Here is a 15334-nt window from a genome sequence, read left to right on the forward strand (position 1 = left end):
TGATTGGGGTTTTAGTATTAATCATGAATATTAGAAACATGTGAGTATGGGATAAATTTACCAAATTTCGTACCAAAAATTTTTTTCACATCGTCATCCGATAACTCACAACTAGCATATCCTCTTATAAGTTTATAGTTGTAACGCCAACCTTTCATACCCGTATCATCATATTCAATAATATCTGAAGGATAAGTACTATTTCCCACAATCCATTTAGTACATTTTCCTGATTTTTCACCCTGATCATTATAAAATGCTTCTAATAATAACTGCCCATTTTGTGCATAAAATCTCACGAAATCTACAAATACAAAGGCAGGCTCATCACCGTATTTATTTTCAACCTGACGCTTATAAGCTTCCATGCTAATAGAACCATCTTTATACCACTGCGTTACTTTAATCCGATCTTCTTCAGGGATATATTCTTCTAAAGAACGCGGCTCTCCCGTCGAATAAGTACTACTCACTTTAATCAAACGATTCATATCATATATTTCATGATATTTTGATCGATTTGCACTATCACCTCTCGATTTAACAACAAAATATCCCTCATCACCATCCCAAGAATAATTATCTCCATTCAAAAGACCATCTACATAATAATATTCCTCTTCTGGATCACCGTTAGGATACCTAGTCTTATAAACACCATGTGGTTTACCTGATTTATAAAAAGAATCTTCTACTATATTTTTGTTATACAACTCAAGATAAGCACCTTCTCGCAAACCATTCTGATAAAAAGCATCTACAGTTTTACTATATTTATTATAAATGCGATAAATACCATGAAGTTTTCCCTCCACATAATATTTTTCTTCGACTAGTACACCTTTGTCATAATCCAAATCTTTTCCATGATTTTTATTATCTTTATATTCTGTTTCAGATGACTTATCACCATTCTCATCCCAATATGTACTCAACCCATCTTTTAAATCATCTTTATATGAAATTTCTGACTTTTTTTGCCCATCTTCAAACCATTTTGTCTCTACACCATTTTTCAAACCATTCTTATAATTAGTTTCTATTTCTTTATTACCATTGAGATACCACATCGTTTTTATTCCCTCAACTTTACCTTCTAATAAAGTAAATTGAGCTTTCTTTTTTTGTGAGCCTGGATAATAAGTAGTTTTTTCTTCAATAATAGGATTACCATTAGCAATGCGTAATTGCCTAGCAACCTCTTCTTCCTCTTCTCTAATTTTATCTTGCTCTTGTTTAATAAGATTTTCTCTCTGTTCTATAATCATACGAGCAATGCTTTCATCTCTCTCTTTCAATAAACGAATATATTCTTGCTTTTGATAATCTCTATAACTTACATACCCCCAATATCCACTCCCCGTAATACCAACTAGTCCAAGGGCAATAAGAGTTTTCTTTAACATTTTCTTCCTCACCAATAATCTATTATTGTTTAATATTTTTTTATAATTATAGCGATAATATTTAAATTATGTTTACTCTTTAGTAAATCACCTGCGACTAACAACTAACGCAATGAACATTTCTACTCAGCTCAGTAGAAATTTTATTGCTGACACTTAATCATTCGCTCGTATAATGGATTTATCCATTTATCTATTCGTTGAGCGCTCGCCATGACAACTTCCCTCAAAAATGCCAAGCTTGGTTTTATTTTGTCTATTTTCACTGCATTTATCTGGGGAAGTGTACCAATTGCACTCAAAGAAGTGATGGAAGATCTCGATGCACCGACTTTAGTTTGGTATCGTTTTTTAATCGCATTCATCATTTTATTACCGATTCTTGCCGTTAAAAAGGATCTACCCTTTCGTAAAATTCAACAAAAACCCAAATCACTGATCTTATTATCCATCTTAACGCTTGGGATTGTGGGCAACTTTATATTACTCAGTGAAGCCCTCGTTTATACAACACCAACTGTCGTACAGATCGTCATTCAACTCTCCAGCGTTGGTTTATTATTCGCGGGCGTCATTGTGTTTAAAGAACATCTATCCCGCACACAATTATTGGGCGTGATTATTTTAGTCACGGGATTACTAATGTTCTTCAACAAAAACCTCATCGAAATGATCGCCTCATTCAATGATTATTCCCTCGGTGTGGTTTTAGCATTATTGGGTGCATTATCTTGGGTATTTTTCGCATTGGCACAAAAAGTTGTCCTACGAGATTTCAGCTCGCTACAAATTTTATTGATTCTCAATGCACTTGGCATGGTATTTTTATTGCCCTTTGTGAACTTTTCCACAGTGTTAACATTATCCAACATCAAGCTCATATTGCTCGCTTATTGTGGCTTAAATACAGTGTTAGGTTATGGCGCTTTGGCTGAAGCAATGCGCCTTTGGGAAGTTTCTAAAGTGAGCGCCATGATCACATTTACGCCATTATTCACATTGGTATTTTCCCTGATACTTGCGCTAATGTGGCCGACAACATTTGAAAACCCAAACCTTAATTTCTTGGGCTACATCGGCGTATTCATTGTGGTATTTGGTGCGATGTTTATGGTGATCGGCGAAACGCTGATCCGATCACTCACACAAAAACGCGCAAAATAATTACTTATTCGCCTCAATGAATGCGATGGCTTCTTCCACAATCAAAGGCAAATCATTATCCAATGTTGCCACATGATAACTTTCAGGCAAAGCCACCAATTTCTTATTTGTGCTACTGATGCGATCCAAAATTTCAGGTGAATTGCTCGGTGGCACAACATGATCAATATTGGATGAAAAAATCAAAGTGGGCACTGTGATCTTCGGTAAATCCACACGAACCATCGCCATTAATGCAATGATATCGCCCATAGATTTAATGGGCGTTCTTTCATAAGCAAGCTCGATCACATCTGGCTTTTTAATATCTGAACCAATCCCTGCGATGAATTCTTCTTTGCCATAATTTGCATCATAAATATCTTTGAGAGCTGGCATATCAATCGCCGCATTGATCGGCATAATGCCCAATAATTCAGGATGATTTTCTCCTAAATAGCACGTTAAAGCACCGCCCATGGATAAACCCATCACAAAGATTTTATGAGTATGTTGCTTCAATTCAGCCAGAGCTGTTTCTACATCATTGATCCAATCTTTATAGCTTGCTTTTGCCATATCTTCTGGCGTTGTGCCATGTCCTGTTAAACGAGGTGCTAACACTGTATAACCCGCTTTAGCCAAGGCTTCGCCCACCAAAGACATACTTTGCGTTGTACCTGTGAAACCGTGAATGAGCAAAACACCCACATCATTACCTTTAAAGAAAAATGGTTCTGCATTTTTTAAAACATCAGCCATGCTTAACTCCTAAATCAGATTAGTAGAATCTCTTTATCTTACAGCATCATTTACTGTTGAGCGTCCAATCTCTGCATTAAAACTTTAGAAATATACAGCAGTGATGCTTTGCCATCATTATGCACTGAATCTGGCATAAAGCTTACAGTTACCAATAAACCCTTATCAATATCTCTAGAATAGGTGCCATAAATTAGATATTCTGTTTTGCCATATTTTTTATGAATCGCATCCAGTATATATCCTCGTTCCTCATTCGTTAGTGATCGCTCTGAGGTAAAATCTAAGCCTTCTAGATGATCATTAATCAGATAAACTTCTACTGTATCAAATATACCGCCAGATAAATGCTTCTCATATTTCACCAAATCATTCTTATGATATGTTTGCTCAAACCCTTCACCGCTGAAAGGGCAACCAAAGTTATAACTTGCCACTTGAGTTTCAGATTCGCATGCGGCTGAAAAGCCAAACATCATAGATAAGATTAAAGTTATTTTTATTATTTTCATTGTTGGTCATCCATTTTGTTAATTTATGTAATTTTGGATATTATGCCACAATCTTTTTTAAGACCAAAAGATTATAAACCTAGTCAATGCTAGGTTTATAATTTATCAGCTAAGTCATTAAACAATGCCCGATGAAATCATTGCATCTGCGACTCTTTTAAAACCTGCAATGTTCGCACCATCAAGATAATTAATGCGATCACCTTGTAAACCATATTCCACACAAGTTTCATGGATATTTTCCATAATGTCACACAAGCGTTGATCTACCTCTTCTGCCGACCATGAAATGCGCATCGCATTTTGGCTCATCTCTAAACCTGAAACAGAAACACCACCTGCATTGGTTGCTTTACCTGGTGCATACAATACATCTGTGGATAAAATATAAGTGGTTGCCTCAAGATCCATACTCATATTGGAACCTTCTGCAATACAAACACAACCATTTTGCACCAATGTTTTTGCATCTACTAAGTTAATTTCATTTTGCGTTGCACAAGGCAATGCCACTTTCACAGGTACAGCCCAAGGTGTTTGATCCGCAAAAAATTGTAAGCCTTCTTGTGCTGCAAATTCAGAAATTCTGCCTCGTTTTACTTCTTTATGCTCAATCAATGCTTCTAGCTGTGCCATTGTCATGCCTTTTTCAAAGAGCACATAACCATTAGAATCAGACATTGTTAAAACTTTCGCACCCAATTCAATCGCTTTTTTAGCAGCATATTGCGCAACATTACCAGAACCAGAAATAGAAACGGATGATCCTTCCATTGTTAAGTTCTTACGCGCCAACATATGTAACACGAAGTACACTAAACCATAACCCGTTGCTTCTGGGCGAATTAAACTACCGCCCAATGGTAATGTTTTGCCTGTAATCACTGAAGTAGATTGATTGGTGATTCGTTTATATTGCCCATATAAAAAGCCAATTTCTCGTCCACCTACACCAATATCACCTGCAGGCACATCTACATCTGCGCCAATGTGGCGATACAATTCCGTCATAAATGATTGGCAAAAACGCATCACTTCAGCATCACTTTTACCTTTAGGATTAAAGTCAGAACCACCTTTACCGCCGCCCATTGGTAAACGTGTCAGAGCATTTTTAAAAACTTGTTCAAATGCTAAAAATTTTAAAATACTTAAATTCACAGAGCAGTGAAAACGTAAGCCGCCCTTGTATGGCCCTAAAGCCGAAGACATTTGTACGCGATAGCCGCGATTCACTTGTACATGACCTTGATCATCCACCCAAGGCACACGAAACATAATAACGCGCTCAGGTTCAATCATTCGCTCTAATAAAGCTTGATCTAGATATTGAGGATGTTTTTCCAAGAAAGGCTTCAAACTATTGAATACTTCATAAACTGCTTGCTGAAATTCAGGTTGATTAGGGTCTCTTTTGAGAAGTTGAGACAAGATGCTTTCCAGTTTTGTGTTAACCATGATCTTTTACCCTTATAAAAAATGTGTTACTAATTTTTTATAAAATATTTTTTTTATCAGGGATAATTAAAAAAAATAATCATTAAAAAATCTTGATCCTGATCTCACATTGAAGATTTAATCACAATTTCGACAAAAATAATGAATTTTACAAACAGTTATGTCGCTATTTTGACTTTCAATAACCCTTTTGCAAAACCGATGGCTTGCTGCTCATTCACTAAACAGTGCTCTATCGTTTTAGGGCTGACCACTAGCTGCGTGAAGTCACAAGTACTAATATCCACCTGTTTTAATAAAGTGCCTATTAAATTGATATTTTGTAAATTAGTATGATTAACTTGGAAATTTTTCAATTGACAATCAATCATATCGGCATTCGTCAAATTACACTCTGCTACTCTCACAAACTTTAAATTACCATTGGTGAAATTGACCATTTCCATATGACAGGATTTAAACAGTACATGATTCAAATAAGCATCCGCAAAAATAGTCCCCACCATTTTGCAATTCACAAACTCACAACGATATAAAATTGCCCCTGAAAAATTTGTATTGGAGAGATCACAATGGGAAAAAATACAATCCGTCAGTTCTGCTTTGGAAAAATCATTGGATTGTAAAATCGACTCTGTGATCATACTTTTATCCATGATTAATTTACCCAATGTTAAGTGACGCACAACATCATCTCTAACATGAATAGATTCCAACATCGGCTCATCCGACTGTAAACCTTCCAAAAAGAGTGCTTCTTCTAAGTTATCCATCAATAGTTCAGGTTTCTTCATCGCCATTTTCCCGTACTGTTATTCTCTTACTAGCTATTGGTCAAAATAACATTATACTAATCCTAGTTTTCACTCAGCAAATCGGATGATCCCATGAACCCAACCGCCTTACTCGGCATATTCTTTGTCGTTATATCCCAATTAGCATTCGCAGGTATGGATAGTGTGATCAAATGGCTGAGTACAGATTTATCCACAGCCACCATTATATTCTTTCGTAACCTCATCACACTGATTTGGGTTGCGCCGCTCTTCTTACGTTCGGGTGAATTTAAAAACTCATTAAAACGATTACCTTTACATGCACTGCGTTCATTATCTGGGCAGATCGGGATGATCTTTATCTTCCTTTCTTTAGCATTGCTACCTTTATCTGATGCTTCTGTTTTACGATCACTCACACCATTATTTGTCCCCATATTGGCCGCCATTTGGTTGAAGGAAAAACTCTCTTGGATTCTGATTCCAAGTTTTATTCTTGCCATCATCGGCTCATGGATTTTAGCAGGCGTCGATAAACCACAATTTTCCATGTATTCATTTTTGCCCATCATCGCTGGCGTATTTGTTGCCATGGCAATGGTTGCCATTAAACGCATTAGTAGTGTCGCAAGCGGCTCAGAAATTGTTTTCTACTTCTCATTAACTGGCGTTGTATTCGCCATTGGCATGGCATTATTCACAGAATTCACAATGCCCACAGATTATCGCATTTGGCTGATGATCTTATTAATGGGGACTTTTGGCTCAGTGGGTCAGATCTGGATCACAAAAGCCAATCAATTAACGGATGCTTCCTTACTTGCCCCTTTCTATTATTTAAGTGCTGTATTTGGCGCCGTTTTATCGCACTTTTTCTGGAATGAAAAGCTAGGATTTTGGGGCTGGTTTGGGGCTGCCATCATCATTGCCGCAGGCTTATTAGTTGTACTAAAACGCCGATGAGTATTGATAATTATTCTTAAATTATAAGAAAAAATCGACAAATTGCTTACATTTGCAATGGGATCGATTTACCTCCTTTCTTTTTTCTGTTAATAATCTTTGAATGCTCTATGCACAGAGCAATAAATATTTTAAATAAGAGTAAGGCGGATATGTAATATGGCAACAATGGCTAAACCGACCCTATTTACTCGATTTCTAGATAAAATCGAGTATTGGGGCAATAAACTTCCCGATCCCGTGATGATCTTCATCGGATTATGTGTGATCACTATTCTCGCATCAGGCTTATTAAGCGCATTGGATGTAACAGCTTATAACCCTGTGACCAAACAAACCATCCATGTTGTTAATTTATTAACATTGGACGGCTTAACGCAGATTATCACCAAAGCCACGAGTAACTTCACGGGCTTCCCTGCTTTGGGGGTTGTATTAGTCGTGATGTTTGGAATCGGCGTTGCCGAGCACAGTGGTTATTTTAAAGCGCTGATGATTTCAGCTGTTGAAAAAGCACCTTTTAAAATCATAATGCCTGTATTGATCTTAGTTGCAATGCTCGGTACTGTTGCTGGTGATGCATCCCAAATTGTAGTGCCACCAATCGCCGCGATGATCTTTTTACGTTTAGGTTATCACCCAATTGCTGGCTTAGTGATGGCTTATGCTTCTGCGCTAGGCGCATTTGCTGCCAATGCCATCATCGGTATGGCAGATGCTTTAGCATTATCCTTCACAGAAGCAGGTTTAAAAACGATTGGTGCTGATGTGCCTGTCAACATTGCCATGAACTGGTATTTTATGACTGTATCCATGTTCTTATTGCTCTTTGTTGTCTTATTTGTCACACATAAAGTGATCATTCCGCGCCTTGGTACATATTCAGGACAAACAGAAGACGATCATTTAACAGATCTTACAGATGTCGAAAAACGCGGCTTAAAATATGCAAACTACAGCGTTGTGGCACTTTTAATCGCAACAGTATTAGCTGTCATCCCAGAGTCTAGCTTTTTACGCAATCCTGAAACAGGTAACATCATTGATGGACCGCTCATTCAAGGCGTTGCTGTTGTCATGGCGATTGTCTTCTTTGTGCCTGGTTTAGTCTATGCCGTTGTGACAAAAAAAGCGAAATCATCCAAAGACATCGTACATATGATGAACGAATCAATGGCGGGCATGAGCGGATTCATTGTCATTGTATTTTTCTCTGCACAGATGATCGCACTTTTTGCATGGAGTAATTTAGGTTTAATCATTGCAATCAAAGGCGCAGGCTTATTAGAAGGACAAAGTGGCATTGTATTAATTATTGGCTTCATCTTCCTAACCGCAATCATCAATGTATTCATCGGCAGTGCTTCTGCAAAATGGGCATTATTAGCACCAATCTTTGTGCCAATGTTTTTATTCTTAGGTTATCACCCTGCCTTTACACAAGCGATCTATCGTGTGGGTGATTCCATCACAAATCCAATCACACCGATGATGGCTTATCTACCATTATTACTATCTTATGCACGTAAATATGATAAAGATATGGGATTAGGCACGCTCATCTCCAATCTATTCCCTTATACATTTGCATTGGGGATTGCATGGACTATTTTTGTCTTAATCTGGTACTGGTTAGGCATTCCAGTCGGACCAGGTGGACCGATTCACATTGATGCAAGTGCTTTTAATTAAAACATTACCTTTGCTTAGGAGAAGATTATGGACATCATTCATCGAGATGCACTCGCTGCATACCAAACACAATTGCTAGAATACCGCCGTTATCTACATGCTCACCCTGAGTTATCTTTTAAAGAAATAGAAACTCAAAAATACATCATTGAAAAGATGAGCCAATTAAAGCATGCAGAAATCATTAAACCTGTCGGCACAAGTGTTTTAGTGAAATTTGTCACAGGTAAAACTGGCCCGAAAATCGGTTTACGCGCGGACATTGATGCACTTGCGATTTTAGAAGAACGTGATGAATTAGCGTTTAAATCTAAAAATGAAGGCGTGATGCATGCTTGTGGTCACGATATCCACACAAGCATGTTAATGACAGCCTGCCACTATTTTGACGATCATTTTGATAGCTTAACAGGTGAAGTTTGGGCAATCTTCCAACATGCAGAAGAGTTATTGCCTGGTGGTGCACAAGAGATGGTTGCCACTGGATTATTCAATGACCTAGACTTCATTTATGGCCAACATATTTGGTCTGGTTTGCCCATCGGCACAATTGATGTCAAAGATGGGCCTGCAAGCTCAAATACAGATGCTTATGTCATCAAAATTCAAGGCAAAGGCGGGCATGCTTCCCAACCCAATACATCCATCGATCCTGTTGTAATTGGGGCAACGATTGTACAAAAACTACAAACCATTGTTTCTCGTATGATTGCACCACAAGAAGCAGGCGTGATCAGCAATACTTATTTTCAAGCAGGTCGCCAAGCTGCCATTAACGTCATTCCTGATGTCTGTTATTTAGGTGGAAGCGTGCGCTCTTCTAGTGAAGAGATGCGCCATCTATTTAAAAATACCATCATCAAAATGGCAAATTCAACGTGTGAAGATTACGGTGCTACATGCGAAATTGATTACACTTTAGGTTATGGCGTAACTTACAATAACCCTGAAAAAACAGCTTTTGTCCGTGCCATTGCTAATGAAGTTAAAGATGCCACGATCATCGCTGAGAAATGCATGTTAGGTGGTGAAGATTTCAGTGCATTTGCATCCATTGTGCCGTCAACATTTGTGTTTGTGGGCGGTGGCAATCCAAAATTAGGCTTTGATTATCCTCATCATCACCCTAAATTTGGTATTGATGAAGATGGCATGATGTATGGTTTACAGTTGTTAATCAATGTTGTGGAACAATACCCAACATATTTTAAATAGACCTTATCAATCATAGAAAGCATAAAAAAAGCAGAGCCTTCGCTCTGCTTTTCTTGTTAATAACGCCAACCCAATTTTTGTTGGTATGCTCGAACTTTTTTATTTTGTTGCAAAATTTCTTCTTCGCTCATTTCACTCATCAAATCACTAGCAGCCCAGCTATCCACCAATTTTAAATAGAAATATGCTTTAGGAATATCGCCTTGTGTTTGATAATATTCACCCAATAACATAGCAGCATATTGATCGCCTTTGGTCAGCATCTTCTCCGCCCACTGTATGCCAAACTGCTGAGTTTTGGGATCATTGCTAAACCCTTTTGTGCCTTTAATTGCATAACTGATCATTGGCATTGCATTATCAATGACATAAATATCATCTGATTGATACGATTTTTCCAAGATTTCTTCAAGTAGAATCATCGCATCCGCTTCTTTATTCATCAGTGCATCATTGAGATAAATATCCACAATGCTCAGACCTGATTTTAAATCACCGCTTTGGTATGATTTTTGATAAAACTCAACTGCCTTATGAATATCCACAGGTAATAATTTATAACCATATTGATACCATAGCGCAATGCTTGTATGTTGATACTCTTGATCCTGTGGCGATAGTTGCGCCAAAATTTTGGCACCATCTTCAGCGCGATTTTGCGAATAATAAAATGCCAATAATTTTAATTGTGCATCCTTCTCTGTTTTCGCTGCTTGCTCATATAATCGAATAATTTCAGCAACTTGTTCATCAGACAATGGCGCTTGTGCTTCCAATCGTTGAGCCAATGATATTTGTGCCTCTTTGTGACCATTTTTAGCCGCTTTTTGTAACCATTGATCACGCTCATAACTTGAAGTTCCACGATAATCATAACGTGTGCTTAAATAATATTGAGCCTCCACAATATTATGATCAGCCGCTTTCAACACTGCATCATAACCCGATTCACGAAGTGCAGGTTGATCTTTATAAGCATAATCTTTTAAATAATATTGTCCCAATTCAAACCCAGCTTTAAGATCTCCTTTGCTCGCTGGTACAACTACATCATCGTAAAACTCTATATATTCCTGAGCAGAATAATAACTATCTTCTGGTAAAAGTCGATAATAATGCACTGCTTTCTCCCAATTATGGGCAACGCTTTCACCTTTACGATAATATTCACCCATTTGATAAGCAGAACTATGATCACCAAGCTCAGCCAATTCTGCGTGAATTTTCAAAAGCTCCGCCTGCTTTTTCGGCGTATTCGCACCATTTTGATAAGCATAAAGCAAATTTTCTAACGCACTTATTTTCAGTGCTTGATCTTCGCTTTTGCTTTGTACCACAAGATCATCAAAATACGTCATATTATGTTGATAACTCTCCGCATCCTTAGGGTTAATCACAGCATATTGATTCAGCCAATCTTGTAGTTGTGTGCGAGTGATATTAGGATCTATGCCATCCATATAGCGCTGATATAACTTTAAAAAATCAAACTTCTGTGTCGTCAATACAGCACGTACAGTCTGCTCAGTTGCCTTTGCCGTTTGCACAGGCTCATTGATCTGATCCAATTGGTCAATCCACTCGCTCAAAACTGTTTCATTATCTAAATCGCCCCATTTTTCTAAAACATCCACAGCAAGATCCCGGCGTTTATTATATTTATAGAATAAAAAGAGCTTCTGAACCGCTTCAGGATCCTTAGTTTGTGCTTGCACAATCATATCGTTGAGATACTCTCTTTCATCTTGAATGCGAGCAAGATCATAATCTGCTTGTGTCGAAAGCGCTTGGATTTTCTGATACCACTTTTCAGCTTCATCATAATCTAAACGCAACAAATACCATTCAGCGATGGCCTGATAATTTTCATCACTGGGCTTAGCCTTCACTAATTGTAACAATAGAGCTTCTCTTGCCGATTCATTGCCTTGCAGTCTATTGTGCTCCAACAGTAATTGAATTGCCCTGCTATCACCTTTTGAAGCTGCCTCATTGAGCATTTGTACAGCCGTTTCAATATCTTTATTGTGTATCATCATCCAGCGTGCATGATTCACACACAATGCAATGATATCTGCATCACAACCATCTTTATTCACAGCAACAGCATCAAAACTCAATCGATAAGGCTCTTCAATGGCCATTTTTAATAACCAATCTTGCACAGCAGGCGATCGATCTTTAAAAGACAACAATAGCGTCTCAACTTCAGCATCAGTTTTTTGGTAGCTCGCAATATTCGTGATTAAGCTTAAACCTTCTGATTGCAATGTTTCATCAGGACTTTGCGTCAACAATAATCCTAAAGGTAACTCCGCATCTGTTAGAGTTGTTATTCGATATAATTGGATGGCTTGATCAATATTTTTTTCGATGCCTTTGCCATAATGATAGCTATCCGCCAATTCATATGAAGCTTCGGGATCTTCAGGAAATTCTTCGATGCTTTGAGCATATAATGCATTGGCAGCCACTTCATCTTTGATCACATTGCCTTTGCCATATTTCAATAATTGCGCTTGGTATAAACGTGCTGTATTCACAAGCAATGGATCATTAGATAATTGTGCCACTTGTTCATACAATGCCAAAGCTTTTTGATGATCATTGTGCGAGTGATCATCATTATAAATATAAGCAAAACGCATCAATATATCTGTATCATTCGGACTTAAAGCGACAGCTTGTTCAAAACCTGCCAATATTTCTGGCCATGTGCGTTCACGATAATTGACATCTTTATATAAAAGCCATGCTTTTTCTGCATAAGCCTGATGATTTTGCGGGAACTGTTCGATCAATTGGTTATACCGAGCCAGCGCCTTTTTCATCGCCGTGGGATCATAACTGGCTTCATTACCATAATATTGCCCAAGTTTTAACATCGAATCTGCATGGCCTAAGTCTGCTGCCACAGTTAAATAAGGCAAAGCTTCTTCTCCATAGAAAATATCGCTCAATAATATATTGGCATCTAAATTACCTGAATCTGCCAATTGTTTAATATCATTCAGTTGTTGATCGTCATAAGAATAAAGATCATTGCTTGAATAATAAAGCGCAATCACCGCGCTTTCATCCCCTAAATCTATGGCTTTTTGAAAATACTCTCGTGCATTATCCTTATCTTTGCTAAAAGCGCCCAGAATTCTAGCAGCATCGCTATTATGTTCCGATTGTTTTTTAAGGTTACTCAACACTTGTTCTTCAGTTTGATCCAAACGGGCTTTAAGCGGTGATATCTCTTGAGATTCAAACAATACATTGTTGTGATTGAGCTCCGCGAAATTTTCGTAGTAAATTTTTGAATAATCATTATATTTCTTTTTATTTTTAGCAAAACCTTCGTAATCACCATCATATAAATCTCTTAAAATATAGACGGCATTATTCTCACCTTTTTGGTAAGCCTTCTCAAAATATTCAGCTGCCTTGTGTGGCTCATAAGGTAAATGATCAGAAAGTTTTGGTCCTTGTAGGGACACTACACCTAAATTAAAATACGTCTGCGATGTAGGTTGAATCTCATGGGCTTTTTGAATATATCGAGCGATCTCCTTAAAATCTTGAATCCCTAATATTTTTTGATGGAAATATCCTTGCTCTATCATGAATGAATAAGCTTCTGGTAAATTCGCATCCAAAGCTATGTGCATATATTGCTGCAATTGCATAGACAATACAGAAGTCTCATGAGAATGATCATCATTCCAGCTACTATCTTTAATCTCTTGAAAAATATCATAAGCTAGATTATAAGCAGCCCTTGCATCACCTTGATCAGCTGCTTTTTGTAACCATGCTCGCCCTTGTTTTTGATGATGCTCAGAAAAAGATCGATTCAATAACAGTGAGCCATAGATGAAAGCCGCATCTTTTTCATGCTTCTCTGCGGATATTTTAAACTCAGCAAAACTCTCTGAAAGGTTCGCTTGATCAAAAGCATCCCAAGCTTTATCCACATCTGCCATTGCCACTGATGAGAAACATAATAAAGAGAGCGCTAGTGCGCTACGCGGATATAAGGGAAGCTTCATAGAATTCCTTTGGGCTCAAAATAGAATGATCAACGATGTGAATAAATAGCATGATTGTCATAAAATATGAATAACAATTATGATAGATTTACTGATAGAATAGCGGTTTTACGATTTTTGTATGATCTCAAGGGATATATCATCACTATGACTTTTATGGAATTTTTTCGCGCTGAATGGATCTGGTTTGCAGGTTTAGCTGTTGTATTCATTTTGATCATTATGAATGAAATTAAAACCGTTAAACAGAAAGCTTTCGTGATCTCTTCAGCTAAAGCATTACAATTATCCAACAATGATGAAGCAGTTTTTGTTGACATGCGCGATGCAGATACTTTTAAAAAATCGCACATTCCAAGTGCTGTTCATGTGCCATCCGATCAACTTGCAACAAAATTAGTTGATGGTTCGCGCTTTAAAGATAAAGTCATTGTGCTTTACTGTGATTCTGGCGCCAATTCAACAGAAAAAGTTGAAAAGCTACGCAAAGAGAACCCAAGCTTAAATTTATTCTCGCTTCAAGGCGGATTAAATGCTTGGTTACAAACAAATTTACCAGTTGAATCATCGAAGAAATAGGAGTTCACTATGTCAGTTGAAATGTATTATTTACCTTCTTGCCCATACTGCAAACGCGCATTGGATCTTTTGAAAAAGAAAGATGCTGATGTAACCATTTACGATGTGAATCAAGATGCAAAATTATGGGATGAAAGTAAAAAGCGCTCTGGTCGTGATACTGTTCCACAAATTTTCATTAATGACCAACACATCGGTGGCTGTGATGACCTTTTAGCATTAGATGCAAAAGGTGGATTAGATCCGTTGTTAGAAAAATAATTTTATTCACTGTCATTCATTACAATAACTAAAGGAAACATTATGTCTGAAAATGCAGCAAACGAAACGAACGAAACTGGTCCAGTTTTTAACATCCACAAGTTATACAGCAAGAATGTATCTGTAGAAGTTCCAAACGCACCAGCATGTTTTAAAAACGAAACTGCACCAGAAATCTCTGTGCAATTAGCAAACATCGCTGCACAAGTAGAAGAAAACGTAACAGAAGTTGCATTACGTTTAACTGTCACAGCTAAAGTTGGCGAAGAAATTTTGTACTTGGTAGAAATCGAACAAGCAGGCATTTTCACAATCGAAGGTTTCAATGAAGAGCAACGTGGTCACATGGAAGGTGCATTCTGCCCTAACATCTTGTTCCCATATGCACGTGAAACATTAGATGCAATGATCCTAAAAGCAGGTTTCCCACCATTAACATTGGCACCTGTTAACTTCGATTTGCTCTACGCACAACGTTTAGAACAAATGCAAACTGAAGGCAATGCATAATATAATATGCATTCCGTAAA

Annotated in this window: 13 protein-coding genes; 7 read left to right on the plus strand and 6 right to left on the minus strand. The window is 37.6% G+C overall.

Annotated features, from left to right (window positions below; translation table 11 throughout):
- Positions 1 to 17 precede the first annotated feature (17 nt).
- Positions 18 to 1406 carry a toxin-antitoxin system YwqK family antitoxin gene (locus ACA100_RS02865; RefSeq protein WP_481078502.1) on the minus strand — a complete coding sequence of 463 codons (1389 nt, stop codon included), beginning with the start codon at positions 1404 to 1406 and terminating at the stop codon, positions 18 to 20.
- A 213-nt stretch (positions 1407 to 1619) separates the two neighbouring features.
- Between ACA100_RS02865 and ACA100_RS02870 the strand changes: the two genes are divergently transcribed.
- A complete protein-coding gene (locus ACA100_RS02870) occupies positions 1620 to 2570 on the plus strand; it encodes a DMT family transporter (RefSeq protein ID WP_481078503.1) in 951 nt (316 codons plus the stop codon).
- Here the strand turns inward: ACA100_RS02870 and ACA100_RS02875 are convergent, their stop codons facing one another.
- The 4 genes from ACA100_RS02875 to ACA100_RS02890 all read right to left on the minus strand — a co-directional run bounded on the left by ACA100_RS02875 (position 2571) and on the right by ACA100_RS02890 (position 6075).
- Positions 2571 to 3311 (minus strand): alpha/beta hydrolase, encoded by a 741-nt coding sequence (locus ACA100_RS02875; RefSeq protein ID WP_481078504.1) that lies wholly within the window; start codon positions 3309 to 3311, stop codon positions 2571 to 2573.
- A 50-nt stretch (positions 3312 to 3361) separates the two neighbouring features.
- Entirely contained in the window at positions 3362 to 3823 is a 462-nt protein-coding gene (locus ACA100_RS02880; RefSeq protein ID WP_481078505.1) for a hypothetical protein, read from the minus strand.
- Between the two features lie 117 nt (positions 3824 to 3940).
- Positions 3941 to 5281, minus strand: coding sequence for an NADP-specific glutamate dehydrogenase (gdhA, locus tag ACA100_RS02885; RefSeq protein ID WP_481078506.1), 1341 nt, complete (start codon positions 5279 to 5281; stop codon positions 3941 to 3943).
- 158 nt (positions 5282 to 5439) lie between these two features.
- Positions 5440 to 6075, minus strand: coding sequence for a pentapeptide repeat-containing protein (locus ACA100_RS02890; RefSeq protein WP_481078507.1), 636 nt, complete (start codon positions 6073 to 6075; stop codon positions 5440 to 5442).
- A 93-nt stretch (positions 6076 to 6168) separates the two neighbouring features.
- Between ACA100_RS02890 and ACA100_RS02895 the strand changes: the two genes are divergently transcribed.
- From ACA100_RS02895 to ACA100_RS02905, 3 genes are all read left to right on the plus strand, one after another.
- Complete coding sequence (locus tag ACA100_RS02895; protein ID WP_481078508.1) at positions 6169 to 7020, plus strand: DMT family transporter; 852 nt, start codon at positions 6169 to 6171, stop codon at positions 7018 to 7020.
- Between the two features lie 159 nt (positions 7021 to 7179).
- Positions 7180 to 8712: an AbgT family transporter gene (locus ACA100_RS02900; RefSeq protein WP_481078509.1), complete on the plus strand. Its 1533-nt coding sequence runs from the start codon at positions 7180 to 7182 to the stop codon at positions 8710 to 8712.
- Between the two features lie 27 nt (positions 8713 to 8739).
- Entirely contained in the window at positions 8740 to 9927 is a 1188-nt protein-coding gene (locus ACA100_RS02905) for an amidohydrolase (protein ID WP_481078510.1), read from the plus strand.
- A 56-nt stretch (positions 9928 to 9983) separates the two neighbouring features.
- Here the strand turns inward: ACA100_RS02905 and ACA100_RS02910 are convergent, their stop codons facing one another.
- Positions 9984 to 13964, minus strand: a complete 3981-nt coding sequence (locus ACA100_RS02910; protein ID WP_481078511.1) for a tetratricopeptide repeat protein — start codon at positions 13962 to 13964, stop codon at positions 9984 to 9986.
- Positions 13965 to 14120: 156 nt separating this feature from the next.
- Here ACA100_RS02910 and ACA100_RS02915 point away from each other — a divergent pair, with 156 nt between their 5' ends.
- Genes ACA100_RS02915 through secB form a run of 3 tightly spaced genes read left to right on the plus strand, consistent with a single transcriptional unit; the run spans position 14121 to position 15314 of the window.
- Positions 14121 to 14543, plus strand: coding sequence for a rhodanese-like domain-containing protein (locus ACA100_RS02915; protein ID WP_481078512.1), 423 nt, complete (start codon positions 14121 to 14123; stop codon positions 14541 to 14543).
- A 9-nt stretch (positions 14544 to 14552) separates the two neighbouring features.
- Positions 14553 to 14804: a glutaredoxin 3 gene (gene grxC, locus ACA100_RS02920; RefSeq protein ID WP_481078513.1), complete on the plus strand. Its 252-nt coding sequence runs from the start codon at positions 14553 to 14555 to the stop codon at positions 14802 to 14804.
- Between the two features lie 42 nt (positions 14805 to 14846).
- Positions 14847 to 15314, plus strand: coding sequence for a protein-export chaperone SecB (secB, locus tag ACA100_RS02925; protein WP_481078514.1), 468 nt, complete (start codon positions 14847 to 14849; stop codon positions 15312 to 15314).
- Positions 15315 to 15334 lie beyond the last annotated feature (20 nt).

The sequence above is a fragment of the Wohlfahrtiimonas sp. XWW7 genome (genome assembly GCF_056716055.1).